Genomic DNA, 24,679 nt, shown 5'->3' with positions numbered 1-24,679 from the left:
TCGGGCCCTCGCTAGGGTGTTCGCATGTCCGCGCCCGAGGCCCCCGCCCCGCCGCAGACGCGCCGCGCGTGGCTGCCCGCGCTCGTCACGGCGCTGTTCCTCGTCGTCGTCGCAGCCGCCGCCTGGCAGGGCCCCGCCGGGTTCGAGCCGCGGTTCGCGTGGGAGTCGGGCGCCCCGGTCGACATCCCCACATCCGATCCGCGCCCGACCGTCACGCCGACCCCCGAACCGGGGCCGGAGATCGACATCGCGCCCGGACCCGACCCGACGCTCGGCGCGATCACCGCGCTCATGTACGCGATTCTGGGGATCCTCGTCCTCATGGCCGTTCTGCGGTCGCTGCGGTCGATGCGCGCGGCCGGCGCCGGGGCCACGAACGCCGACATCGACCTGCTCGCGCCCGCGGACGCCGCACCGGCCGACCCCGATGCGCGCCGCGTGCGCACGGGACTCGCGTCGGCGCTGGCCCGCCTTGAGGAGCCGGGGGACGCGCGCGACGCCATCGTCGCCGCATGGGTCGGTCTCGAGGCCACGGCCGCCGCGGCCGGGCTCGCGCGTGGCGTCTCGGAGACGCAGGCCGAGTTCGCCGTCCGTGCGCTCGGCCGCACCGGCGCCGAGGAGGCGATTCTGGCTCTCCTGAGGATCTACGAGAACGTGCGCTACGGCGGTCGCACGCCGACCGGCCGTGACGTCTCCGAGGCGCGCCGGCTCCTGCGTGAGATCCGGGAGGCGTGGCGATGACTCTCGTGCGCGCGCTCCTCGTCGGCCTGCTGGGACTGCTCACCGCGGTCGTCCTCGCGGTGATCGGCTTCGAGCTGGTCTTCGCCGTCGCCTGGGGTCTCGCCGGCGCGGCCGCCGGCGCGGCCGTCGTCATCGGCAGCATGTCGTCACCGGCGCCGCCGCTGCCCGACCCGCCCGTCGAGGCGCGGCTCGGTCTGCGGCACGACGTGCGGCACCTCTCCTCCCGGTTCGACGGGCGCAGCGGCACGGCACGCGACGAGGTTCGCGCCCGCGCGCGGCGGCTCGTCATCCGCGCGCTCCGCCACCGCGGCATCGAGGCCGGCGCCCCTGACGGCGCACGCCGCGCCGCGGAGATCCTCGGGCCGGTCGCCCGCGACGTGCTCGGGGGCCGTCCGCTCACGCTGACCGCCCTCGACGACCTCCTCACCCGCCTCGAACGATCCGATCCGTCCCGCAAGGAGCAGCCATGACCCGCATCGCCCAGGCCTCGCGCGCCGTCCTCGACCGTGTCGGCATGGCGGTGGTCGGCATGCAGGAACCCCTCGAGATCGCGCTCGCCGCGATCCTCGCCGGGGGTCACGTGCTGTTCGAGGACGTGCCCGGGCTCGGCAAGACGCTTGCGGCACGCAGCCTCGCACGCGCGCTCGGGCTCGATTTCCGACGGCTGCAGTGCACGCCCGACCTGCTGCCGGGAGACGTCACCGGGTCGTTCGTGTACGCCCCGGATGCCGGCACGTTCGAGTTCCGCCCCGGGCCCCTCTTCACGGGGCTGCTCCTGGCCGACGAGATCAACCGCACCACTCCGAAGACGCAGTCGGCGTTGCTGGAGGCGATGGCCGAGCGGCAGGTCACGGTCGAGGGGCGCACCTTCCCGCTCGCCGAGCCGTTCCACGTCGTCGCGACGTCGAACCCGATCGAGTACGAGGGCACGTACGCGCTGCCGGAGGCGCAGCTGGACCGGTTCATGGTGCGCCTCGCCGTCGGCTACCCCACGCCCGACGGCGAGACGGAGATCCTGCTGGGCCGTATCGCGCGGCAACGGGAGTCCGTCGACGTGCAGCCGGTGGTCGATGCCGCGGGGCTGCGTGCACTGCAGGCGGAGGTCGAGCGGATCCACGTCGCGCGGGACATCGCGCGGTACTGCGTCGACCTGGCGCGCGGCACCCGCGAGGACGAGGACGTCGCGGTCGGCGCCTCGCCGCGCGGATCGCAAGCACTGCTGCTGCTGGGGCGGGCGCTGGCCGCCATCGACGGACGAGACTTCGTCCGCCCCGACGATGTCAAGCGCGTCGCCGTGCCGGCGCTGGCCCACCGGCTCACCCTCACGACGCAGGCGTGGGCGGCGGGCGTCGCGCCCGCGGCGATCGTCGAGCGCGTCGTCGCGCGGGTGGCGGTACCGCCCACCGTGGAGCGGGTCGGGTGAGCCGCCGAGGAGTGCTCGCGCCCGGCGTCGCAGCCGGGGCGGTGGGCGCCGTGCTGCTCGGTGCCACGGGCCTCGCGACCGCGCGCCCCGACATCGCGCTCCTCGGCCTGCCGCTCGTCGTCACCGCCGCCATCACCGTCGCGCGCCCCGGCCCGAGCGGGAACCCGCACGTTGTGGTGACCGACCCGGTTCCCGCCGGTGAGGGCGAGGTGTCGACCGTGCTCTGCGCCGGCGCGCTCGGGGCCGAGGCGGTGCAGGTGCGGACGGTGCTGGGCTCCCGGGTCACGCGTGACCTTGTGCTCGCGCCGGGGGAGCGCGCCGAGGCGCGCAGCGGTGCACGGCACTCCGGCCCGTGGTTCCCGGTCTCCCTCACGGCACGCATCGTCGACCTCGAGGGATCCGACGGCGGCCCGGCCGCCGAGCCTGTCCTCGTCGCGCACGCGATCGCGCCGGCCGAGCACCAGATCGCGCAGCTCCCGCTGCCCGATCGCCTCACTGGGCTGCATGGCGCGCACGCGGGCCGTCGTCCCGGGCAGGGCGGGGACCCGCGTGACGTGCATCCCTACGCGCCGGGCGACGAGCGCCGCCGCATCGACTGGCGCGCCACGGCGCGGCTGGCCCGGCGCCCCGGCGACCTGTTCGTGCGACGCACCGACGCCATGAGCGACGCCTCGGTGGCGATCGTCGTCGACGGCGTGGACGATCTGGCCGGGGACGCGCTCGACTGGTCGCAGGGGGAGCGTGAGGGCGTCACGTCGCTCGATATCGCGCGCGAGGCGGCGCGCGCGATCGCGGCCGCCACCGTCGCGCAGGGCGACCGGGTGGGGCTGCACGAGCTCGGGCGCGGGGGCCGCACGGTGCGCGCAGGCGCGGGCGGGCGCCACCTTGCGCGGGTGAGCGCCGCCATCGCCGGCATCGCGCCGCGCCCCGCGATGGCCCGGCGGGTGCGCATGCCGCCGCTGCCTCGGGGCGCGATCGTCTACTTGCTCTCGACGTTCCTCGACGGCCAGGCCGCGCAGTTCGCGGAGGCGTGGGCGAGCATCGGCCACCGCGTCATCGCGATCGACACCCTCCCGCACACCGACGCGACGCGGCTCGACGCCCGCGAACGGGTGGCGCTGCGGCTGCTGCTCGCCGAGCGCACGCAGACCGTCGCGGAACTGCGCCGCGCCGGGATCGAGACCCTGCGGTGGACCGATGACGGTGCCGCCTCGTTGCGGAGACTCGCGCGGAGGCGATCATGACCGCACGGCACCGCATCGTGCTGCCTCGCGCCCTTCCGGCCGCCGTGCTGCGCGTGCTGCTCGGGATCGCGGTCGCGGGCGGAGGCGCCGCGCTCGTGCCGGTCCTCGGCTGGCAGCTTGTCGCCGTCGCTTTCGGCGCGGTGGCGGCCGTGTTCCCGGCCACGCGGGTGTCGTATCTGGGGCTGCCCCTCATCGTGCTCGGGATGCTGATCACGGGGCCCCATCCGGCTCAGACCGCGCTCGCGGTGTTCGTCGTGCACGCCATCCACACGCTCACGTCGATCGCTGCGCTGCTTCCGGCCGGCGCGCGCGTCTCGTTGCGTGCCCTCGGCCCCCTCGCCGCACGGTTCGCCGTCGCCCAGCTCGTGGCTCAGGCCGCCGCGTTGACCATTGCACAGCTGCCCGTGGGTGGCGGGATGCCATGGCTGGCGCCCGTCGGCGCACTCGCCCTGGCCGGGATCGCCGTCGTCTTCCTGATCCGCGGGAACCGACGCGAGCCCCGCTCGGGCCGCGCGTGAGCACCGCGCCCCGGTCAGGAGGCGGGGCAGTGCAGGGCGCCGTCGCGCTCGATGTGGTCGTCCTTGTACTCGCCGCAGCGCGAGCACGGCGTTCCGCGGCCCTCGCCCAGCTGCGGCGGCCCGGCCACGCGGATGAGCGTGGTGTTGAACCAGTTGTAGAAGCCGCCAGCGGCGCGGATCTGCTCCCGGAGGGGGATCTTCCTCGGCATACTCGTTAGTGTACTAATGATTTGGAGGCGTAGGATCAGCACGTGTCCGATCAGCGCACCGACCCCCGCGAGCATCTGCTGAAGCTCGACAATCAGCTCTGCTTCGCCCTTGTCACGGCGGCCCGCAACGTCGTGTCGATCTATCGGCCGATCCTCGAGCCGCTCGGGCTGACGCACCCGCAGTACCTCGTGATGCTCGCGCTGTGGGAGCGATCGCCGCGTTCCCTGCGCGAGCTGGCCGACGCGCTGGCGCTCGAGCCGGCCACCGTGTCGCCGCTCGTGAAGCGGCTCGAAGCGCAGGGGCTCGTGCGGCGCCAGCGCCGTGACGGTGACGAGCGGCGTCTCGACATCGGCCTGACCGACGCCGGGGCTGCGCTGCGGGAGCGCGCGCTGGATGTTCCGGGCCAGGTGATGGCAAGGACCGGCATGAGCGAGCAGACGCTGAGCGCGCTTCGCGACGCCCTGCAGGACTTCGCGGGCGGGCGCTGAGCGCTTCCCCAGGTGGCGCCGGATCCCGTGTCGGAGGCCCCGCCTAGACTTGTGGGGTGCCCATCGTACCCGTGAAGAACGCCGGAAAGATCAGTGTGCGCGGTGCCCGCGTCCACAATCTGAAGAACGTCGACCTCGACATCCCCAGGGACTCGATGGTCGTGTTCACGGGCCTGTCCGGGTCGGGCAAGTCGAGCCTCGCGTTCGACACGATCTTCGCGGAGGGGCAGCGCCGCTACGTCGAGTCGCTGAGCGCCTACGCACGCCAGTTCCTCGGTCAGGTGGACCGCCCCGACGTCGACGTCATCGAGGGGCTGAGCCCCGCCGTGTCGATCGACCAGAAGTCCACGAACCGCAACCCGCGCTCGACGGTCGGCACGATCACCGAGATCTACGACTACATGCGTCTGCTGTGGGCCCGCATCGGCGTGCCGCACTGTCCGGAGTGCGGCGAGCGGATCCAGCGTCAGACGGTGCAGCAGATCGCCGACCAGCTGGTGGCGTTGCCCGAGGGCACGCGCTACCAGATCGTCGCCCCCGTGGTCACGCAGAAGAAGGGCGAGTTCGTCGACCTCTTCAAGGAGCTCGCCGCCAAGGGCTACGCCCGCGCCGTCGTCGACGGCGAGCTCGTGCAGCTCGCCGAGCCGCCCACCCTCAAGAAGTCGTACAAGCACGACATCGCCGTCGTCGTCGACCGCCTCGTCGCGCGCGGCGACATCCTGCAGCGCGTCACCGACTCGGTCGAGACGGCGCTCGGGCTGGCGGGCGGCGTGCTGCAGGTCAACTTCGTCGACGAGGAGGGCGAGGCCGCCTGGCAGTCGTACTCCGAGAAGCTCGCCTGCCCCAACGGGCACGCGCTGCAGCTGACCGAGATCGAGCCGCGCACCTTCTCGTTCAACGCGCCCTTCGGTGCCTGCCCCGCCTGCTCGGGCCTCGGCACGCGCATGTCGGTCGACGTCGAGCTCATGCTCGGCGACGAGGACCTGTCGATCCGCGAGGGCGTCATCGTGCCGTGGACCACCCAGGGCAAGGGTCTGTTCCAGTACTACGAGCGTCTGCTCGAGGGGCTGTCGCGCGACCTGTCGTTCTCGCTCGACACCCCGTGGCGCGCCCTGCCGAAGGTGGTGCGCGACGCCGTGCTCTACGGCGAGGACTACAAGGTCAACGTCAAGTTCAAGAACCGCTGGGGCCGCGAGGTCCGTTACGCGAGCGGCTTCGAGGGCGTCGTGCCCTACATCGAGCGGCAGTACAACCAGGCCGAGAGCGACAACCAGCGTGCCCGCTGGGGAGAGTACCTGCGCGAGGTGCCGTGCCCCGTGTGCGGCGGCGCGCGCCTCAAGCCCGAGGTGCTCGCCGTCAAGGTCGACGGCCGCTCCATCGCGGAGGCCGCCGACCTCAGCCTCGAGGATGTGATGGGGTTCGTGAACCGCATCACGCTCACCGATCGCGAGGCGATGATCGCCGCGCAGGTGCTGCGCGAGATCCGCGTGCGGCTCGAGTTCCTCATCCGCGTGGGCCTGAACTACCTCACGCTCAGTCGCTCCGCCGGCTCCCTCTCGGGCGGCGAGGCGCAGCGCATCCGCCTCGCCACGCAGATCGGCACCGGCCTCACGGGCGTGCTGTACGTGCTGGATGAGCCGTCGATCGGCCTGCACCAGCGCGACAACCGCCGGCTCATCGAGACGCTCGAGACGCTGCGCGACCTCGGCAACACCCTCGTGGTCGTCGAGCACGACGAGGAGACCATCGAGGCCGCCGATTGGATCGTCGACATCGGGCCGCGCGCCGGAGAGGGCGGGGGAGAGGTCATCCACTCCGGGCCGTACGACGAACTGCTGCGCGAGCAGCGCTCGCTCACGTCCGACTACCTCTCGGGCCGCCGTGAGATCACCACGCCCGCGAAGCGCCGCAAGATCGACCGCAAGCGCATGGTGTCGGTCGTCGGCGCCCGCGAGAACAACCTCAAGAACGTCACGGCCGACTTCCCGCTCGGCGTGTTCACGGCCGTCACGGGCGTGAGCGGGTCGGGCAAGTCGACGCTCGTGAACGACATCCTGTACGAGGTGCTCGCGTCACGACTCAACGGGGCGCGCACCGTCCCCGGCAAGCACACGCGCGTCACGGGGCTCGAGCATCTCGACAAGGTCGTGCACGTCGACCAGGCCCCGATCGGTCGCACCCCGCGGTCCAACCCGGCCACGTACACGGGCGTGTTCGACAAGATCCGCAACCTGTTCGCCGAGACGCCCGAGGCGAAGGTTCGCGGCTACCAGGCGGGCCGTTTCAGCTTCAACGTGAAGGGCGGGCGCTGCGAGGCGTGCTCCGGCGACGGCACCCTCAAGATCGAGATGAACTTCCTGCCCGACGTGTACGTGGACTGCGAGGTGTGCCACGGCAAGCGGTACAACCGCGACACCCTGCAGGTGCACTACAAGGGCAAGAACATCGCCGAGGTGCTCGAGATGTCGATCTCGGAGGCCGCGGAGTTCTTCGAGCCGATCCAGTCGATCCACCGCTACATGAAGACGCTCGTCGACGTCGGGCTGGGGTACGTGCGCCTCGGCCAGGCGGCCACGACGCTGTCGGGTGGCGAGGCGCAGCGCGTCAAGCTGGCCACCGAGCTGCAGAAGCGCTCGAACGGCCGCAGCATCTACGTGCTGGACGAGCCCACGACCGGCCTGCACTTCGAAGACGTGCGAAAGCTCCTCGAGGTGCTGAACGGCCTCGTCGAGAAGGGCAACACGGTCATCGTCATCGAGCACAACCTCGACGTCATCAAGTCGGCGGACTGGATCATCGACCTTGGCCCCGAGGGCGGATCGGGCGGCGGCCAGATCATCGCCACCGGCACGCCCGAGCAGGTGGCGGGTGTCGAGGGCAGCCACACCGGCGCGTTCCTCGCCGAGACGCTCGGGATCGCGGAGCGCGCGCGAGGCAAGAAGGTCGCATAGCGGATGGCCTCGCAGCTTCCGTACAAACCGAAGCAGGGGGAGATCCCGACCGATCCCGGCGTCTACCGGTTCCGCGACGCGAACGGCCGGGTGCTCTACGTCGGCAAGGCGAAGAACCTTCGGCAGCGGCTGTCGAACTACTTCGCGCCCCTGCACACGCTGCACGAGCGCACCCGACGCATGGTCACGACGGCCGCCTCCGTGGAGTGGACCGTCGTGCCCACCGACGTGGACTCGCTGCAGCTCGAGTATCAGTGGATCAAGGAGTTCGATCCGCCGTTCAACGTGCGGTATCGGGACGACAAGTCGTACCCCTTCATGGCGATCACGCTCGCGGACGAGGCGCCGCGCGTCATGGTCACGCGTAACCGGCGCATCCGCGGCGCCAAGTACTTCGGCCCCTATCCGAAGGTGTGGGCCGTGCACGACACGATCGACCTCATGATCCGGGTCTTCCCGATCCGCACCTGCAGCGACTCGTCCTACAAGCGGGCGATGCAGACGGGCCGGCCGTGCTTTCCGGGCCAGATCGGCAAGTGCGGCGGGCCGTGCTCGGGCCGCGTCACGATCGAGGAGCACCGTGCCATCGTCGACGACTTCATCGCCTTCATGCAGGGCGGCGACGAGCGGTTCACCAAGGAGCTGACCGCCAAGATGAGGGCCGCCGCGGCCGCCATGGACTACGAGGCCGCCGCGGTGTACCGCGACCGGCTGCAGTCGATCGAGGCGGTGCTGAACAAGAGCGCGCTCGTGTTGCCGGAGAAGGCCGACGCCGACCTTTTCGGCATCGCCGAGGACGAGCTCAGCGCCGCCGTGCACCACTTCGTCATCCGCGGCGGGCGCGTGCGCGGCGTGAGCTCCACCACCATCGACAAGGAGCTCGACATCTCGGGCGGCGACCTCGTGGGGCAGATCATCGAGCGCGCGTACGGCGACGCGGCGGCGGCCGACGTTCCCCGGCGCGTGCTCGTGCCGGCGCTGCCGCCGGACGCCGACGAACTGCAGCAGTGGCTGCGCGACAAGCGCGGCAAGGCGGTGGAGCTCGCCGTCGCGCACCGCGGCCAGCGCGCCGAGCTGATGCGCACCGCCACGCTCAACGCGCAGCAGGCGCTGCTGCGCCACAAGACCCGCCGCACCAGCGACTACGTCGCCCGCACCCAGGCCCTCACCGACCTGCAGGAGGCGCTGGGACTGGACGAGGCGCCGCTGCGCATCGAGTGCTTCGACATCTCGCACCTTCAGGGCACCAACGTCGTCGGGTCCATGGTCGTCTTCGAGGACGGGCTGCCCCGCAAGGACCAGTACCGCTCGTTCTCGATCGCCGAGACGACGGACGACACCGACTCGATCCATCAGGTGCTCACGCGCCGCCTGGCCCACCTCGACCGACCGGAGGAGGAGCCCGACGTGCCCGCCGCGGACCCCACCGCCGACGGCGTCGTGGTGCAGACCGAGCCCGCGCGCCGGCGGCGCTTCGCGTACCCGCCGCAGCTGCTGATCGTCGACGGTGGCAAACCGCAGGTCGACGCCGCGGCGCGCGCACTGCGCGAGACCGGGCACGAGGAGATCCCCGTCGTCGGCATCGCGAAGCGCCTCGAGGAGATCTGGCTGCCGGACGACGATTTCCCCGTCATCCTGCCGCGTTCGAGCGAGGCGCTGTACCTCGTGCAGCGGCTGCGTGACGAGGCCCACCGCTTCGCCATCACCCATCAGCGCAAGCGCCGCCGCCGCGACATCCGCACGGTGCTGAGCGAGATCCCCGGTTTGGGGGAGGCCCGCATCAAGGCGCTGCTGCGGCACTTCGGCTCCGTCACCGCGCTGCGCGGGGCGACGGTGGAGCAGATCCGCGAGCTGCCCGGCATCGGCCCGAAGCTCGCCGAGACGGTCCACGCGGCGCTGCGCACCGGGGCCGGCCCGGAGGCGGCGGCCGACGCGCGCCTTGCCGGCGGCGAAACCGACGCCCGCGGCGAGGAGCCGGGCGCCGAGGGAAGCGAACCCCTCGAATTCGACGCGGTGACGGCGCCGCAGGGCGTCGCGCCGGGCGGTGCGGTGCGCTCGACCGCCGACGGCGTGCGGGCGCCCGAGCCGAGCCAATAGGGTGGGAGCGTGAGCGAGGCGGAAGCGACGACACCCACCAGTGAGGTGCTCATCGTCACGGGCATGTCGGGCGCGGGCCGCTCGACCGTCGCCAATGCGCTCGAAGACCTCGGCTGGTACGTCGTCGACAACCTGCCGCCGCAGATGCTGCGGCCGCTGCTCGATCTGAGCGGTCGGCTCGGCAGCCAGCTGCCCCGCGTGGCCGCCGTGGTCGACGTGCGCGGCCGCGACCTGTTCAGCGAACTGCCCGAGCGGTTGCTCGAGCTGCGCTCACGCAGCAATGTGCGCCTGGTGTTCCTCGACGCCTCGGACGAGGTGCTCGTGCGCCGCTTCGAGGCCGTGCGTCGCCCCCACCCCCTGCAGGGGGACGGCACGCTCGTCGACGGCATCCGCCGCGAACGGGAGATGCTCGCGCCGATGCGCGAGAAGGCGGACGTCGTGCTCGACACCTCCTCGAGCAACATCCACCAGCTCGCCACGCGCGTGGCCGATCTCTTCTCGGAGGCGGGCTCGGCGCGGCACACGGTGACCGTGATGAGCTTCGGATTCAAGTACGGCCTCCCGCCCGACGTCGACCTGGTCGCCGACATGCGGTTCCTGCCCAACCCCCACTGGGACGACGCGCTGCGCCCGCTCACGGGCGAGGACGACGCCGTGCGGGACTACGTGCTGGCGCAAGAGGGCGCGTCCGAGTTCCTCGACGCCTACGCGGCGGCGCTGCGGCCCGTGTTGCAGGGGTATCAGCGCGAGAACAAGCGGCACTCGACGGTCGGCGTCGGATGCACGGGCGGCCGGCACCGCTCCGTGGCCATGGCGAGGGCCCTCGCCGACCGACTGGCGGGCGAGCCCGGCGTGGCGGTCCGCGTGCGTCACCGCGACCTCGGGCGCGAGTGACCACGCGCGAGCGCCGCCACGGCGCGCGACCTTCCCCCAGAGATACCGCATCCGCCTGAGCAACTCCCTCGGCGCTGCGCGAGCCGGGCGGGTAGGCTGGAACATCCCGCCGCGCCGACAGATCGAGCGCGCGGAGGCCTGCGCCGGAGTGACCGCGCGGCTCGAGATGTGAGGGAGATCCGTGACACTGACCGCCGATGTCAAGGCCGAGCTGATCACCGTGCGGGACCCCCGCCCGACGGTGCGGGTCGCCGAGTCGACGGCCCTGCTGCGCTTTGCCGGCGGGCTGCACTCGATCGCCGGCCGCGTCGCGGTCGAGGCCGAGGTGGATTCGCCGATCATCGCCAAGCGCGTGGCCCGTGACATCGCCGAGATCTACGGCGTGCGCCCCGAGATCGCCCACGTGCAGGCGTCCGGCACCCGGGACGGCGACTTCTTCGCGGTGCGGGTGATCGACGGGGGCGAGACGCTCGCCCGGCAGACCGGCCTGCTCGACGCCCGCCGCCGCCCGGTGCGCGGCCTGCCGAACCGCCTCACGACGGGCGCCCCGCACGACCTCGCCGCCGTGTGGCGCGGCGCCTTCCTCGCCACAGGCACGCTGTCCGAGCCCGGGCGCTCGGCCGCGCTCGAGGTGACGTGCCCGTCTGGTGAGGCCGCCATGGCTCTCGTCGGCGCGGCCCACCGCATCGGGGTCGCCGCGAAGGCCCGCGAGGTGCGCGGCGTGCCGCGCGTCGTGGTGCGCGAGCCCGACGCCATCAAGGGCATGCTCGTCGCGATCGGCGCCGTCAACACCGCCTCCGAGTGGGACCAGCTGCGCCAGCGCCGCGAGGTGCGCGCCGGCGTGAACCGCCTCGTCAACTTCGACGACGCGAACCTCCGCCGGTCCGCGCAGGCCGCCGTGGCGGCGTGCGCCCGCGTGGAGCGCGCGCTCGAGATCCTCGGCGAGGAAGTCCCCGAGCACCTCCGCCAGGCCGGCCAGCTGCGCCTCACGCACCGCGACGCCAGCCTCGACGAGCTCGGCCAGCACGCCGACCCGCCGCTCACCAAGGACGCCGTCGCCGGACGCATCCGTCGCCTGCTGGCGATGGCCGACAAGCGTGCCGAGCAGGAGGGCATCCCCGGCACGGAGGCCGCGGTGGCCGCCGCGGAGGCCGCGGAGGCCGCGCGCACGGCCTGAGCGCTGGCACGACCGGGCCCGATCCGCAAGGCCGCCCCTCGCCTCCCGGACCGCATTAGGCTGAGTCTCACCGGCCCCTCACCGGCCGGGCGATCCCTTCCGGGACGGACGATCGACGAGCGCCGCTGGCGCGGCGCGGATGGGAAGAATCGATGGCGACCTACACGCTCCCCGAGCTGACCTACGATTACGGTGCGCTCGAGCCGCACATCAGCGGCCAGATCATGGAGCTGCACCACTCCAAGCACCACGCCACCTACGTGGCCGGCGCGAACACCGCGCTCGAGCAGCTGGCGGAGGCCCGCGAGAAGGGCGACTTCGCGAACGTCAACAAGCTGGAGAAGGACCTCGCCTTCAACCTCGGCGGTCACACCAACCACTCGATCTTCTGGACCAACCTGAGCCCCGAGGGCCAGGAGCGGCCCGAGGGCGAGATCGCCGCCGCGATCCAGGAGTACTTCGGCTCGTTCGAGGGCTTCCAGGGCCACTTCGGCGCCGCCGCGCTCGGCATCCAGGGGTCCGGCTGGGCCGGCCTGTTCTGGGACTCGATCGGCCAGCGCCTGATCATCCAGCAGTTCTTCGACCAGCAGACGCAGCTGGCGGCCGGCACGGTGCCCGTGCTGCTGCTCGACATGTGGGAGCACGCCTTCTACCTCGACTACAAGAACGTCAAGGCCGACTACGTCAAGGCGTTCTGGAACATCATCAACTGGGAGAACGTGCAGGAGCGTTTCCAGACGGCCCGCGAGAAGACCGCGGGGCTGCTGGTAGCCTCCTGAACAACGGGGGTGGCCCGGCAGGGTGCGTGCCGGCCGGGCCACCACACGTCCCGTCCGAAGACGTCATTCGACGCACGAATAGCAATCAGGAGACCTCAGTGTCCGTCAGGATCGGAATCAACGGCTTCGGCCGCATCGGCCGGAACTTCCTCCGCGCGGCCCTCGCGCAGGGGAGCGACCTCGAGATCGTCGCGGTCAACGACCTCACCGACAACAAGACCCTCGCGCACCTGCTCAAGTACGACTCGATCCTGGGCGTGCTCAACGAGGAGGTCACGTACGACGAGACCTCGATCACCGTCGGCGGCCGCAAGATCGCCGCGCTCGAGGAGCGCGACCCCGCCGCGCTGCCGTGGGGCGAGCTCGGGGTCGACATCGTCATCGAGTCGACCGGTCGCTTCACCAACGCCGACGACGCGCGCAAGCACATCGAGGGCGGCGCCAAGAAGGTGCTCATCTCGGCCCCCGCCAAGGGCGAGGACGCCACGTTCGTGATCGGTGTCAACGAGCACCTCTACGACCCCGAGAACCACCACATCATCTCGAACGCGTCGTGCACTACCAACTGCCTCGCGCCGCTGGCCAAGGTGTTCAACGACAAGTTCGGCATCGAGCGCGGTCTCATGACGACCGTGCACGCCTACACCGCCGACCAGAACCTCCAGGACGGCCCGCACAAGGACCTGCGTCGCGCCCGCGCCGCGGCCCTGAACATCGTGCCGACCTCCACCGGTGCCGCGAAGGCCATCGGCCTCGTGCTGCCGGAGCTCAAGGGCAAGCTTGACGGCTTCGCGCTGCGCGTGCCGGTGCCCACCGGCTCGATCACCGACCTCACGGTGGAGACCTCGCGCGAGCTCACGCTCGACGAGATCAAGGCCGCGTACAAGGAGGCCGCGGAGGGCCCGCTCAAGGGCATCCTCAAGTACACCGAGGACGAGATCGTCTCCAGCGACATCGTCACCGACCCGCACTCGTCGATCTTCGACTCGGGCCTGCTGCGCGTCATGGGCACCCAGGTCAAGCTGTCGTCGTGGTACGACAACGAGTGGGGCTACTCGAACCGCCTCGTCGACCTCACGGAGATCGTCGCCAGCAAGTTCTGAGCGGATTCCCGCAAGCGATGGCCGTCCTGTGCTGCAGGGCGGCCATCGCTGTAGAGTCGCAGTGATGACACTCCGAACTCTCGACTCACTCGGTTCCCTCGCCGGCAAGCGCGTGATCGTGCGCTGCGATCTGAACGTTCCTCTCAAGGACGGCGTGATCGGCGACGACGGTCGCATCCGCGCGTCGCTGCCCACGATCCAGGCGCTGCTCGACCAGGGCGCCCGCGTCGTCGTGATCTCGCACCTGGGCCGACCCAAGGGCGAGCCCGACCCGCAGTACAGCCTCGGCCCCGTCGCCGAGCGGCTGGCGCAGCTGCTCGGCCGCCCCGTCGCCTTCGCGAGCGACACCGTCGGCGCGTCGGCGCAGGAGACCGTCGCCGGCCTCCACGACGGCGGCGTGGCGCTGCTGGAGAACCTGCGCTTCAACGCCGGCGAGACGTCGAAGGACGACGGCGAGCGCCTCGCCTTCGCACGCGACCTGGCGGCGCTGGGCGACGCGGTCGTCTCTGACGGCTTCGGCGCGGTGCACCGCAAGCACGCGAGCGTCTACGACCTCGAGGGCCTGCTGCCGAGCGCCGCCGGGCTGCTGATCGCGGCCGAGCTCGACGTGCTCGACCGCCTCACCGAGAACCCCGAGCGCCCCTACACCGTGGTGCTCGGCGGCTCGAAGGTGTCCGACAAGCTGGGCGTCATCGACCACCTGCTGCCGCGGGTCGACCGCCTGCTGATCGGCGGCGGCATGCTCTTCACGTTCCTCGCCGCGCAGGGCCACAAGGTGGGTTCCTCGCTGCTCGAGGCCGACCAGATCGACACCGTCAAGGGCTACATCGCCACGGCGGCCGACAAGGGCGTCGAGCTGGTGCTGCCGACCGACGTCGTCGTCGCGGCCTCGTTCGCCGCCGACGCCGAGCACGAGGTCGCCGCCGCCGACGCGATCGAGGAGACCGAGTTCGGCGCCGCCGGGGTGGGTCTCGATATCGGACCCGAGACCGCCGCGGCGTTCGCGGATGCGATCTCCGGATCGCGCACAGTGTTCTGGAACGGCCCGATGGGCGTGTTCGAGTTCCCGGCCTTCGCGGCGGGCACGCGCGCCGTCGCGCAGGCCCTCACAGAGGTCGACGGGCTGAGCGTGGTGGGCGGCGGCGACTCCGCGGCGGCCGTGCGCACGCTCGGCTTCGCCGACGACCGGTTCGGTCACATCTCGACGGGCGGGGGCGCCAGCCTCGAGTTCCTGGAAGGCAAGAAGCTCCCCGGTCTGGAGGCACTCGGATGGGCGTGAAGGATCGTACCCCGCTGATCGCGGGCAACTGGAAGATGAACCTCGACCACCTGCAGGCGGTCGCGTTCGTGCAGAAGCTGCACTGGGCGCTGAAGGACGCAAAGCACGACTTCGAGAGCGTCGACGTCACGGTCTTCCCGCCGTTCACCGACCTGCGCAGCGTGCAGACGCTGCTCGACGCCGACAAGATCCCCTTCGGGCTCGGCGCCCAGGACTTGTCGGTGCACGACTCGGGTGCCTACACCGGTGAGATCTCGGGCGCGTTCTTGAAGCGCCTCGACGTCGCTTCGGTGATCATCGGTCACTCCGAGCGCCGCGAGTACCACGCGGAGGGCGACGACGTCGTGTCCGCCAAGGTGCAGGCCGCGCTGCGTCACGGCCTCGTGCCCGTGATCTGCGTGGGCGAGACGAGCGAGGACCTCGAGAAGTACGGCGCGAGCGCGGTGCCGGTGGGCCAGCTCGAGAAGGCGCTCGAGGGCGTCGCGGCGGACGCGGAGATCGTCGTCGCCTACGAGCCCGTGTGGGCCATCGGTTCCGGCCAGGCCGCCACGCCGCAGCAGGCGCAGGAGGTCTGCCAGAAGCTGCGCGACGTGATCGCGCAGCGGCTGGGCGAGGACGCGGCGGCGAAGACGCGCGTGCTGTACGGCGGCTCCGTGAAGGCCTCCAACATCGCCGGCTTCCTGCGCGAGCCCGACGTGGACGGCGCCCTCGTGGGCGGCGCGAGCCTCAAGGTCGACGAGTTCGCCTCGATCATCCGGTTCCAGAAGCACGTCGGAGTGTAGGCTTTCGCTGTGGTCGTACTCGAGTTCATCCTCCAGGTCCTGCTGGGCCTGACCAGCCTCATCCTGACGTTCTTCATCCTGCTGCACCGTGGGCGCGGCGGAGGCCTGTCCGACATGTTCGGCGGCGGAATGTCCCAGGCGGTGGGCTCGTCGGGCGTCGCCGAGCGCAACCTCAACATCATCACGGTCGTCGTGGCGCTGGTGTGGTTCCTCTCGATCGTCGGCCTCGGCCTGATCACGAAGTTCCAGGTGATCTGACGTGGCGGTCGGCGGGAACGCGATCCGAGGCACGCGCGTCGGCTCCGGGCCGATGGGCGAGCAGGACCACGGTCACCACACCGACCGGGTCGCCGTCAGCTACTGGGATGCCCTCGGCAACGAGACCGTCCGCTACTTCGCGGCCGGCCTGCCCGAGGAGGAGATCCCCGAGATCATCGACCACCCGAACTCCGGGCTGCCCGCGGGGCGCGACAAGGACAACCCGCCGCAGGTCGCCAAGAACGAGCCCTACAAGACGCACCTCGCGTACGTGAAGGAGCGTCGCACCGACGACGAGGCCGAGGAGCTGCTGGAGGAGGCGCTCCAGAAGCTGCGCGAGCGACGCGGCGAGGTCTGACGGCCGCCGTTGACACGAAGAACCCCCGGTGGATTCCACCGGGGGTTCTGTCGTGTCGCGCGGGGATCAGTAATCCGGGTCGATGAGATCCTCGGGCACCTCGGCGGCCGCGTCTTGGTCGACGAAGATGACGGTGCGCGCGGTGCCGTACGCCCCGGCGGCGGGCACGCTGAGGTAGCTGGCGCCCGCGAGCACGAGCCCGAGCGCGGGCGCCTTGTCGGTGCCGGAGACGACCATCCACACGCGGACCGAGGAGTTGATGACCGGTCGCGTGAAGGTGATCCGCTCCGGCGGCGGCTTCGGCGATTCGCGCACGGGCAGCACCGCACGGTCGGTCACCCGAACCTCGCCGCGGTCGGGGAACAGCGAGGCGATGTGCCCGTCGGGACCGACGCCCAGGAAGCACACGTCGAAGAGGGGCCAGGGGCGCTGCTCGTCGCCGAACCGGGCCAGCTCGGCCGCGTAGGCCTCGGCGGCCTCGTCGAGCCCCACGCCCTCGCCCGCGGCGGCGGGCTCGTGGACGTTCTCGCCCGGGATGTCGAGAACGTCGAGCAGAGCGCGCCGCGCCTGCAGCGCGTTGCGCTCGTCGTCGTCGCGCGGCAGGAAGCGCTCGTCGCTCCACCAGAAGTGCACGCGCGACCAGTCGATCATGCCGGCGCCCGGGTGAGCCGCGACCCGTTCGAGGACCGCGGCGCCCATCGATCCGCCCGTCAGCGACACGTGCACGGCGCCCTGCGACTGCGTCAGCTGCACGAGCTTGCCGACGAAGCGCGTCGCCACGCTCTCCGCGAGCGTGGCCTTGTCGGACTCGACGACGACGCGGATGGCGCTGGGGTCGGGGTTCATCCGTCCACCTCCTCGGCCGAGAGCGGGGGAGCGAGCCGCTCCCACCCTTCGGTCAAGACACGACCGTAGAGCAGATCGGCGTCCAGACGGCGCAGCTCCTCAGCCAGGCATTCGCGCAGCGAGCGTCGCGGCAGCAGCAGCTCGTGGTCGGGCTGCCCCGGCTGCGTCAGCAGCGCGACGGAGTCGTTGTGGCGCTCCAGCAGAATGTCGCCGCTCGGCCGGCTCAAGCGCACCGAGTGGATGCCGTGGTCCCACACGGCCGGATCCTCGTACGCCCAGGTGACCGGCAGGTCCAGCGCCATGCCGAGCCACGCCGCCAGCAGGGCCGTCGACGGCGAGGTCGACGCGCCGCGCACCTCGACCGCCGTGACCGGCTCGTACGGCGGCTGGTCGAGCACGGCCGCGAGCTGCTCGCGCCACCGGGTCAGCCGCGTCCACGCCAGGTCGGTATCGCCCGGCGTGTACGTGCGGCCGAGGGCCGTGAGACGCTCGGTGGTGGAGGGCGAGGTGGACGTGTCGGTGATGCGCCGCTGCGCGATGCGACCGAGCGGGTCTGCGCCGGGCACAGCCGGCGGCTCGTCGGGCCACCACGCCACCACGGGAGCGTCGGGCAGCAGCAGGCCGGTGACGAGGCCGTCGGTGTCGCGAGCGGTGTCGCCGGAGGCGTGCAGCACGACGACCTCGCTCGCGCCGGCGTCGCCGCCCACGCGAATCTGAGCGTCGAGTCGGGGCGGTCCCTCGGGGTCGCGGACGAGCACGATGACGCGCATCGGGTGCTCGCGCGACGCGTCGTTGGCCGCCTCGATCGCCGCCTCTCGGGGCCGGTTCCGGCACTCGATGACGAGGGTCAGCACGCGCCCCAGGGCGACGGCGCCGCCCTCCTCACGGACGGTGACGAGCCGCTTGGCGACGGTGCTGACGGTGGTGTCGGGCAGATCGTAGATCACGGGCGCCTCCAGACCCTGCCGTCGCGGGCCATCATCTCATCGGCCGAGGCGGGACCCCACGAGCCGGGCTGGTACTGCTCGAGCGGCTCGTCCAGGCTCGCCCAGTACTCCTCGACGGGATCGAGGATGCGCCACGACAGCTCGACCTCCTCGTGCCGGGGGAACAGCGGCGGATCACCCAGGAGCACGTCGAGGATGAGTCGCTCGTACGCCTCGGGGCTCGCCTCGGTGAAGGCGTGGCCGTAGCCGAAGTCCATCGTCACGTCGCGCACGTGCGTGCCCGTGCCGGGCACCTTCGATCCGAAACGGATGGTGACGCCCTCGTCCGGCTGCACCCGGATCACGAGCGCATTCTGACCGAGCTCGGCGGCCTGGGCGCGCGCAAACAGGTGCTCGGGAGCGCGCTTGAACACGACCGCGATCTCGGTCACGCGGCGGCCCAGGCGCTTGCCGGTGCGCAGGTAGAACGGCACGTCGGCCCAGCGGCGGGTGCCGATCTCGAGCTTGATGGCCGCGTACGTCTCCGAGCGGGAGTCGGGGTTCATCCCCTCCTCCTCGAGGAAGCCGCGCACCTGCGCGCCCCCCTGCCAGCCGCCCGCGTACTGGCCGCGCGCGGTCGCGAGCGAGAGGTCCTCCGGCAGCCGCACGGCCGCCAGCACCTTCTCCTTCTCGGCGCGCAGGTGCTCGGCCGAGAGGCTGATGGGCTCTTCCATCGCGGTGAGCGCCAGCAGCTGCAGCAGGTGGTTCTGGATGACGTCGCGCGCCGCACCGACACCGTCGTAGTAGCCGGCTCGGCCGCCCACGCCGATGTCCTCGGCCATCGTGATCTGCACGTGGTCGATGTGGTTGCGGTTCCAGATCGGCTCGAACAGCTCATTGGCGAAGCGCAGCGCCAGGATGTTCTGCACCGTCTCCTTGCCGAGGTAGTGATCGATCCGGAAGATCGCGTCTGCGGGGAACGCCGCCTCGAGGGCGTCGTTCAGGGCCCGCGCCGAGGCGAGGTCGTGACCGAACGGCTTTTCGATGACGACCCGTCGCCATCGTGTGGGATCGGGCTCGTCGTCGACGAGGCCCGAACGCAGCAGCTGCTGTGCCACCGTGGGGAACGCCTTCGGTGGGATCGACAGGTAGAACGCGTGGTTCCCCATGGTCCCGCGTTCGGCGTCCAGGCGCTCCACCGTCTCGCGCAGGCGCTCGAACGCGGCGTCGTCGTCGAACTCGCCCTGCACGAAGCGGATGCCGGCGGCCAACTGCTGCCAGGTCTCCTCGCGGAACTCCGTGCGGGAGTGCTGCTGGACGGCGTCGTGCACCACCTGCGCGAAGTCCTCATCGTCCCAGTCGCGGCGCGCAAAGCCCACGAGGGCGAAGCCCGGGGGCAGCAGGCCGCGGTTGGCGAGGTCGTACACCGCCGGCATGAGCTTCTTGCGCGACAGGTCGCCCGTCACGCCGAAGATGACGAGCGCGCTGGGCCCGGCGATCCGGTTCAGTCGAAGGTCGTCGGGATCGCGCAGCGGGTTGACGCCGCGCGAGATCTGAACGGTCATGGGTGCGGGGGCCTTACTGGGCGGCTTCGTAAAGCGAGAGCACGTCGGCCTGCGGGTCCACGAGGGTCAGCGTGACCACCGGGCGACCGTGCTCGGCCAGCACCGCGGCGTCACCGTTGGCCTGCGCCTCGATGAGCTGCCCGAACGTGAACGGCCGCTCGGGGATCTCCACGTCGGTCTCGGTGCGCTCGGTGATCTGCAGGAACACGCCCTGTGCGGGGCCGCCCTTGTGGTACTGCCCGGTCGAGTGCAGGAACCGCGGGCCCCACCCGAAGGTGGTGGGGCGACCCGAGTCGGCCGCCACCATCTCGCGCAGACCCTGCAGCTGCGGCAGCTCCAGGCGGTTCACATACGCCTGGATCGCGACGTAGCCGTCCTCGGGCAGCGCGGCCCACAGCGCGTCCAGCACGCCGGCGATCGTGCCGGACGCGGCCAGCGCCGGGTCGGTCACGCGCACCTCGATGCCCTGCTCCGTGAAGGCCGGGGCCGCGGGCTCGGGGCGCGCGTCGAGCAGGCCGCGGGCGGCCTGCTTCGCCGACTCGACGTCGGGCTGGTCGAACGGGTTGATGCCCAGCAGGCGACCGGCGATCGCCGTGGCGTACTCCCACACGACGAACTGCGCGCCCAGGGTGCCGCTGACGAGGATCTCGTCGGGGTGGCGGTGCGCGGCCTCGCGCGCGTCGTCGACGATCCGCACGACCTGCAGGTCGGCCGGTCGGGACTCGAGCTCGGGGGACACGGGCAGGAGCACGACCGGCAGGATGCCGGTGCCCTGCTTGCCCGTCGACTCGGCGACGAGCTGCTCGATCCAGTCGGGCAGGCCCACGATGTGCGTGCCGTCGGTGACGAGCGCCATCTTGTCGCGGCGCGGCGCGGTCGCCGCGATGGCGGCGCCGAGCACGAGCGCGGGGTTGTCGGGGGAGTCGATCGCCACCTGCAGCGAGATGGCCTCGGCCTCGTCGAGCAGCTCCGCGATGTCGGCACCCGCCAGGCCCGCCGGCACGAGCCCGAACGCCGTGAGGGCCGAGTAACGGCCTCCCACGGTGGGATCGGCGTTGAACACCCGGTAGCCCGCGGCGCGCGCCGACTCGTCCAGCGGCGAACCCGGATCGGTGACGACGATGATCCGCTCGGCCGGGTCGATGCCGAGGTCGCGGAACGCGGCCTCGAAGGCCCGGCGCTGCGAATCGGTCTCGACCGTCGAGCCGGACTTCGACGACACGACGAGCGCGGTGCGCTCGAGTCCGCCGTCGAGCGCCGCGAGGACCTGCCCCGGGGCGGTGGAGTCGAGGATCGTCAGCTCGACGCCGGCGGTCTGGGTGATGACCTCGGGCGCGAGCGACGAGCCGCCCATGCCCGCCAGCACGAAGCGGTCGACGCCGCGGGCGTTCAGCTCCTCGCGCAGGGCGAGGATCTCGGGCACGAGCGGGCGCGACACGGAGACCGCGTTGACCCACCCGAGACGCTTCGACGCCTCGTCCTCGGCCTCGGGGCCCCACAGGCTGGCGTCGCCGGTGGTGATGCCGGAGGCGACGAGATCGGCGACGAGCGTGGGGAGCGTGCGCTCCACGGCCGCCCCGGCGGCGCCGGAGACGTGGATCGAGAAGGTCACGCCGTCGCCCCCTTCAGCGCCGCGGCCACGGTGGCCTGCAGCTCCTGCCACGAGGCGACGAACTTCTGCACGCCCTCCTCCTCGAGCACCTCGGTGACGTCGTCGAAGTCGATGCCGACCGACGCGAGCGCGTCCATCACGGCGTGCGCCTCCGAGTACGCCCCCGTCACGGTGTCACCCGAGATGACGGCGTGGTCGAAGGTCGCCTCGAGCGTCTTCTCGGGCATCGTGTTGACGGTGCCGGGCGCCACGAGCTCCGTCACGTAGAGCGTGTCGGGAAGCGACGGGTCCTTGACGCCCGTCGACGCCCACAGCGGGCGCTGCACATTGGCGCCGGCGTCGAGCAGGGCCGTGGCCCGCTCCTCGGCGAAGCGCTGCTCGAACAGCTCGAAGGCGAGGCGGGCGTTGGCCACGCCGGCCTTCGACTTGAGCGCGGCCGCGTCGGGCGACTCCAGCGCGGCGAGGCGCTTGTCGACCTCGGTGTCCACGCGCGAGACGAAGAACGACGCCACCGACTGGATGGTCGACAGGTCGATGCCCGCCTCACGCGCCTTCTCGAGCCCCGCGAGGTAGGCGTCGATGACCGCGCTGTAGCGCTCGAGCGAGAAGATGAGCGTCACGTTGACGCTGATGCCCGAGCCGATCACCTCGGTGATGGCCGGCAGGCCGGCCTTCGTCGCGGGGATCTTGATGAGCGCGTTCGGCCGGCCCACCCGGTCGGCGAGGTCGCGCGCCTGCGCGACGGTGCCCTCCGTGTCGTGCGCGAGCTCGGGGGAGACCTCGATCGACACACGGCCGTCGACGCCGCCGGTCGACTCGAACACGGGCGCGAACACGTCGCACGCGGAGCGCACGTCGTCGGTGGTGATCGTGAAGATCGCCTCGTCCACCGTCGCGCCGGCGGCGGCCAGCTGCGTCACCTGGGCGTCGTAGGCCTCGCCGTTGGCGAGGGCGCCGGCGAAGATCGTCGGGTTGGTCGTGACGCCCGACACGTTGCGCGTCGTGATCAGCTCCTGCAGGTTGCCGCTCTGGATCCGCTGGCGCGAGAGATCGTCGAGCCAGATGCTCACGCCCGCGTCGGCGAGCTGTGCGGTGGGGGTGGTGCTCACTTCGACTCCTCGATGGACTCGCGTGCCGCCTGGGCGACGGCCTCGGCGGTGATGCCGAACTTCTCGTACAGGGTCTGGTAGTCGGCCGACGCGCCGAAGTGCTCGATCGAAACCGAGCGACCGGCGTCGCCGACGATGGCGTGCCACGGCATCGCGATGCCGGCCTCGACCGACACGCGGGCGCGGACGGACGACGGCAGCACGCTCTCGCGGTACTCCTCGTCCTGCTCGGCGAACCACTCCAGGCACGGCGCCGACACGACCCGCGCCTGCACGCCCTCGGCGGCCAGCTGCTCGCGGGCGGCGACGGCCACCTGCACCTCGGATCCGGTGCCGATCAGGATGACGTCGGGCTCGCCGTGCGGCGCGTCCGCGAGCACGTACGCGCCCTTGCCGACGAGCGACGCCGACGCGAACTCCGTGCGGTCGAAGGTGGGCACGCCCTGGCGCGTGAGCGCGATGCCCGCGGGACCGCCGCGGCGCTTGAGCACCTCGAGCCAGGCGTAGGCCGTCTCGTTGGCGTCGGCCGGGCGGACCACGGCCAGACCCGGGATGGCGCGCAGCGCCGCGAGGTGCTCGATCGGCTGGTGCGTGGGCCCGTCCTCACCGAGAGCGATGGAGTCGTGCGTCCACACGTACACGCTCGGGATGCCCATGAGCGCCGCGAGGCGCACGGCCGGGCGCATGTAGTCGGCGAACTGCAGGAAGGTGCCGCCGAACGCCCGCGTGGGACCGTGCAGCACGATGCCGTTGACGATGGCCGCCATGGCGTGCTCGCGGATGCCGAAGTGCAACACACGGCCGTAAGGGGTGCCCGCCCACTCGTGCGTCGACCACTCCTCGGGGATGAACGAGGGGGCGTCCTTGATGGTGGTGAGGTTGGACTCGGCCAGGTCGGCCGATCCGCCCCACAGCTCGGGCATGACGCCGGCGATCGCGTTGATGACCTGGCCCGATGCGGCACGCGTGGCCACCGACTTGCCGGCCTCGAACTGCGGCAGCGCGTCCTCGAGGCCCTCGGGCAGCTCCGTGGCCTGCAGTCGGTCCCACAGCGCCTTGCGCTCGGGGTTGGCCGTCGCCCAGGCGTCGAAGCGCTCCTGCCAGGCCTCGCGCTCGGCGCGGCCGCGCTCGCGCAGCGCCCGGGTGTGGGCCAGCACGTCCTCGGCGACGACGAAGTGCTGCTCGGGGTCGAAGCCCAGCACCTCCTTGGTGGCGCGCAGCTCGTCGGCGCCGAGCGCCGAGCCGTGGATCTTCCCCGTGTTCTGCTTGCCGGGGGAGGGCCAGCCGATGATCGTCTTGAGGACGATGAGCGACGGCTTGTCCGTCTCGGCCTTCGCGGCCTCGATCGCACCGTAGAGCTCGTGGATGTCCTCCGAGTACTCCCCGGTCTTCTTCCAGTCGACGGTCTGCACGTGCCAGCCGAGCGCCTCATAGCGCGCGGCGACGTCCTCGGTGAAGGCGACGTTGGTGTCGTCCTCGATGGAGATCTGGTTGGCGTCGTAAAGGACGACGAGGTTTCCCAGCCGCTGGTGGCCCGCGAGCGAGGAGGCCTCGTTCGTGACGCCCTCCTGCATGTCGCCGTCGGAGGCGATCACGTACACGAAGTGGTCGAAGGGGCTCTCGCCGGCGGGCGCCTCCGGGTCGAACAGGCCGCGCTCGTAGCGCGCCGCGTAGGCGAAGCCGACCGACGATGCCAGGCCCTGGCCGAGCGGGCCGGTCGTGATCTCGACGCCGTCGGTGTGGCCGTACTCGGGGTGGCCGGGGGTCTTCGAACCCCACGTGCGCAGCGCCTCGAGGTCTTCGAGCTCGAGACCGAAGCCGCCGAGGTACAGCTGCACGTACTGCGTCAGCGACGAGTGACCCGCCGACAGGATGAACCGGTCGCGGCCCGGCCAGTGGGTCTCGCTCGGGTCGTGTCGCATCACCCGCTGGTAGAGCAGGTACGCCGCAGGCGCCAGGCTCATCGCCGTGCCGGGATGGCCGTTGCCGACCTTCTCCACCGCATCCGCGGCCAGCACGCGTGCCGTGTCAACGGCCCGCCGATCGATCTCGTCCCAACGCAGCTCCGACACGGGACCGCCTTTCGTCTGGATGGAGCGCCCGCGCAGGATCCGGGGTCGTCGTGTTCGCACGGCGGCGGCGCACGGGCGCGCGTTTCAAGGCCAGCATAGCGAGCAGCGCACGCCCTGGTTCCGGCCTCGACCGCGGCGCTTCCGGCGAGTATGGTGGCCGCCCGTCGCGCCGGCGCTTCCGGTCAGCGCATGCCGCTCGCGGGGGCGATCCGGTGTGGCATCCGCGCGGCCGTGGAGCGGCTTCCCA

23 protein-coding genes are annotated in these 24,679 nt (G+C 71.7%); 16 read left to right on the top strand and 7 right to left on the bottom strand.

Translation table 11 applies throughout. The annotated features are described in order from the left end of the window. Positions 1–24 precede the first annotated feature (24 nt). The 5 genes from N8N77_RS02225 to N8N77_RS02205 are packed head-to-tail and all read left to right on the top strand — an operon-like array spanning position 25 to position 3,926. Entirely contained in the window at positions 25–741 is a 717-nt protein-coding gene (locus N8N77_RS02225) for a DUF4129 domain-containing protein (protein ID WP_261164293.1), read from the top strand. Beyond that, positions 738–1,211 carry a hypothetical protein gene (locus N8N77_RS02220; protein WP_261164292.1) on the top strand — a complete coding sequence of 158 codons (474 nt, stop codon included), beginning with the start codon at positions 738–740 and terminating at the stop codon, positions 1,209–1,211. Before N8N77_RS02225 ends, N8N77_RS02220 begins: the two co-directional genes overlap by 4 nt. Next, complete coding sequence (locus N8N77_RS02215) at positions 1,208–2,164, top strand: MoxR family ATPase (protein ID WP_261164290.1); 957 nt, start codon at positions 1,208–1,210, stop codon at positions 2,162–2,164. The genes N8N77_RS02220 and N8N77_RS02215 overlap by 4 nt, the downstream gene beginning before the upstream one ends. Next, positions 2,161–3,408, top strand: a complete 1,248-nt coding sequence (locus N8N77_RS02210; protein ID WP_261164288.1) for a DUF58 domain-containing protein — start codon at positions 2,161–2,163, stop codon at positions 3,406–3,408. The genes N8N77_RS02215 and N8N77_RS02210 overlap by 4 nt, the downstream gene beginning before the upstream one ends. Beyond that, positions 3,405–3,926, top strand: coding sequence for a hypothetical protein (locus tag N8N77_RS02205; RefSeq protein ID WP_261164286.1), 522 nt, complete (start codon positions 3,405–3,407; stop codon positions 3,924–3,926). The genes N8N77_RS02210 and N8N77_RS02205 overlap by 4 nt, the downstream gene beginning before the upstream one ends. A gap of 14 nt (positions 3,927–3,940) precedes the next feature. Here N8N77_RS02205 and N8N77_RS02200 read toward each other — a convergent pair whose 3' ends face one another. Beyond that, entirely contained in the window at positions 3,941–4,135 is a 195-nt protein-coding gene (locus tag N8N77_RS02200) for a hypothetical protein (RefSeq protein WP_261164284.1), read from the bottom strand. Between the two features lie 42 nt (positions 4,136–4,177). Between N8N77_RS02200 and N8N77_RS02195 the strand changes: the two genes are divergently transcribed. From N8N77_RS02195 to N8N77_RS02145, 11 genes are all read left to right on the top strand, one after another. Next, positions 4,178–4,624, top strand: coding sequence for a MarR family winged helix-turn-helix transcriptional regulator (locus N8N77_RS02195; RefSeq protein WP_261164282.1), 447 nt, complete (start codon positions 4,178–4,180; stop codon positions 4,622–4,624). A gap of 56 nt (positions 4,625–4,680) precedes the next feature. Then, complete coding sequence (gene uvrA / locus N8N77_RS02190; protein WP_261164280.1) at positions 4,681–7,575, top strand: excinuclease ABC subunit UvrA; 2,895 nt, start codon at positions 4,681–4,683, stop codon at positions 7,573–7,575. Between the two features lie 3 nt (positions 7,576–7,578). Continuing rightward, the gene (gene uvrC / locus N8N77_RS02185; protein WP_261164278.1) at positions 7,579–9,672 is read left to right on the top strand and encodes an excinuclease ABC subunit UvrC; all 2,094 of its coding nucleotides are present in this window, start codon (positions 7,579–7,581) and stop codon (positions 9,670–9,672) included. 9 nt (positions 9,673–9,681) lie between these two features. Next, entirely contained in the window at positions 9,682–10,566 is an 885-nt protein-coding gene (gene rapZ, locus N8N77_RS02180; protein ID WP_261164276.1) for an RNase adapter RapZ, read from the top strand. Between the two features lie 181 nt (positions 10,567–10,747). Next, on the top strand, positions 10,748–11,743 hold the full coding sequence (gene whiA, locus N8N77_RS02175) for a DNA-binding protein WhiA (protein WP_261164274.1): 996 nt from the start codon (positions 10,748–10,750) through the stop codon (positions 11,741–11,743). Positions 11,744–11,895: 152 nt separating this feature from the next. After that, complete coding sequence (locus N8N77_RS02170; RefSeq protein WP_261164272.1) at positions 11,896–12,522, top strand: superoxide dismutase; 627 nt, start codon at positions 11,896–11,898, stop codon at positions 12,520–12,522. 98 nt (positions 12,523–12,620) lie between these two features. After that, positions 12,621–13,625, top strand: coding sequence for a type I glyceraldehyde-3-phosphate dehydrogenase (gap, locus tag N8N77_RS02165; RefSeq protein ID WP_261164270.1), 1,005 nt, complete (start codon positions 12,621–12,623; stop codon positions 13,623–13,625). Positions 13,626–13,689: 64 nt separating this feature from the next. Next, positions 13,690–14,904 (top strand): phosphoglycerate kinase, encoded by a 1,215-nt coding sequence (locus tag N8N77_RS02160; protein ID WP_261164268.1) that lies wholly within the window; start codon positions 13,690–13,692, stop codon positions 14,902–14,904. After that, positions 14,895–15,686, top strand: a complete 792-nt coding sequence (gene tpiA / locus N8N77_RS02155) for a triose-phosphate isomerase (RefSeq protein WP_261164266.1) — start codon at positions 14,895–14,897, stop codon at positions 15,684–15,686. The genes N8N77_RS02160 and tpiA overlap by 10 nt, the downstream gene beginning before the upstream one ends. A gap of 9 nt (positions 15,687–15,695) precedes the next feature. Further along, a complete protein-coding gene (gene secG, locus N8N77_RS02150; RefSeq protein ID WP_261164264.1) occupies positions 15,696–15,944 on the top strand; it encodes a preprotein translocase subunit SecG in 249 nt (82 codons plus the stop codon). Between the two features lies 1 nt (position 15,945). After that, the gene (locus N8N77_RS02145) at positions 15,946–16,302 is read left to right on the top strand and encodes an RNA polymerase-binding protein RbpA (RefSeq protein ID WP_261164262.1); all 357 of its coding nucleotides are present in this window, start codon (positions 15,946–15,948) and stop codon (positions 16,300–16,302) included. A gap of 66 nt (positions 16,303–16,368) precedes the next feature. Here the strand turns inward: N8N77_RS02145 and pgl are convergent, their stop codons facing one another. The 6 genes from pgl to tkt are packed head-to-tail and all read right to left on the bottom strand — an operon-like array spanning position 16,369 to position 24,432. Continuing rightward, complete coding sequence (pgl, locus tag N8N77_RS02140) at positions 16,369–17,148, bottom strand: 6-phosphogluconolactonase (protein WP_261164260.1); 780 nt, start codon at positions 17,146–17,148, stop codon at positions 16,369–16,371. After that, complete coding sequence (locus tag N8N77_RS02135) at positions 17,145–18,095, bottom strand: glucose-6-phosphate dehydrogenase assembly protein OpcA (RefSeq protein ID WP_261164258.1); 951 nt, start codon at positions 18,093–18,095, stop codon at positions 17,145–17,147. The genes pgl and N8N77_RS02135 overlap by 4 nt, the downstream gene beginning before the upstream one ends. Next, a complete protein-coding gene (gene zwf, locus N8N77_RS02130; RefSeq protein ID WP_261164256.1) occupies positions 18,092–19,639 on the bottom strand; it encodes a glucose-6-phosphate dehydrogenase in 1,548 nt (515 codons plus the stop codon). The genes N8N77_RS02135 and zwf overlap by 4 nt, the downstream gene beginning before the upstream one ends. 13 nt (positions 19,640–19,652) lie before the next feature. Continuing rightward, positions 19,653–21,251: a glucose-6-phosphate isomerase gene (locus N8N77_RS02125; RefSeq protein WP_261164255.1), complete on the bottom strand. Its 1,599-nt coding sequence runs from the start codon at positions 21,249–21,251 to the stop codon at positions 19,653–19,655. Next, a complete protein-coding gene (gene tal / locus N8N77_RS02120) occupies positions 21,248–22,360 on the bottom strand; it encodes a transaldolase (protein ID WP_261164253.1) in 1,113 nt (370 codons plus the stop codon). The genes N8N77_RS02125 and tal overlap by 4 nt, the downstream gene beginning before the upstream one ends. Then, positions 22,357–24,432 carry a transketolase gene (tkt, locus tag N8N77_RS02115; protein WP_261164251.1) on the bottom strand — a complete coding sequence of 692 codons (2,076 nt, stop codon included), beginning with the start codon at positions 24,430–24,432 and terminating at the stop codon, positions 22,357–22,359. The genes tal and tkt overlap by 4 nt, the downstream gene beginning before the upstream one ends. Positions 24,433–24,679 lie beyond the last annotated feature (247 nt).

The organism is Microbacterium sp. Marseille-Q6965 (assembly GCF_946151065.1).
In the GTDB taxonomy this organism is placed as follows: domain Bacteria; phylum Actinomycetota; class Actinomycetes; order Actinomycetales; family Microbacteriaceae; genus Microbacterium.
The sequence above is the reverse complement of the archived record's forward strand: the minus strand, read 5'-3'. Positions and strand labels throughout refer to the sequence as shown.

Excerpts from the sequence above, each read along its gene's own strand:
- N8N77_RS02225 (WP_261164293.1), top strand. The coding sequence starts at position 25 with ATGTCCGCGCCCGAGGCCCCCGCCCCGCCGCAGACGCGCCGCGCGTGG.
- N8N77_RS02220 (WP_261164292.1), top strand. The coding sequence starts at position 738 with ATGACTCTCGTGCGCGCGCTCCTCGTCGGCCTGCTGGGACTGCTCACC.
- N8N77_RS02215 (WP_261164290.1), top strand. The coding sequence starts at position 1,208 with ATGACCCGCATCGCCCAGGCCTCGCGCGCCGTCCTCGACCGTGTCGGC.
- N8N77_RS02205 (WP_261164286.1), top strand. The coding sequence starts at position 3,405 with ATGACCGCACGGCACCGCATCGTGCTGCCTCGCGCCCTTCCGGCCGCC.
- N8N77_RS02200 (WP_261164284.1), bottom strand. The coding sequence starts at position 4,135 with ATGCCGAGGAAGATCCCCCTCCGGGAGCAGATCCGCGCCGCTGGCGGC.
- uvrC (WP_261164278.1), top strand. The coding sequence starts at position 7,579 with ATGGCCTCGCAGCTTCCGTACAAACCGAAGCAGGGGGAGATCCCGACC.
- N8N77_RS02170 (WP_261164272.1), top strand. The coding sequence starts at position 11,896 with ATGGCGACCTACACGCTCCCCGAGCTGACCTACGATTACGGTGCGCTC.
- N8N77_RS02160 (WP_261164268.1), top strand. The coding sequence starts at position 13,690 with ATGACACTCCGAACTCTCGACTCACTCGGTTCCCTCGCCGGCAAGCGC.
- tpiA (WP_261164266.1), top strand. The coding sequence starts at position 14,895 with ATGGGCGTGAAGGATCGTACCCCGCTGATCGCGGGCAACTGGAAGATG.
- pgl (WP_261164260.1), bottom strand. The coding sequence starts at position 17,148 with ATGAACCCCGACCCCAGCGCCATCCGCGTCGTCGTCGAGTCCGACAAG.
- zwf (WP_261164256.1), bottom strand. The coding sequence starts at position 19,639 with ATGACCGTTCAGATCTCGCGCGGCGTCAACCCGCTGCGCGATCCCGAC.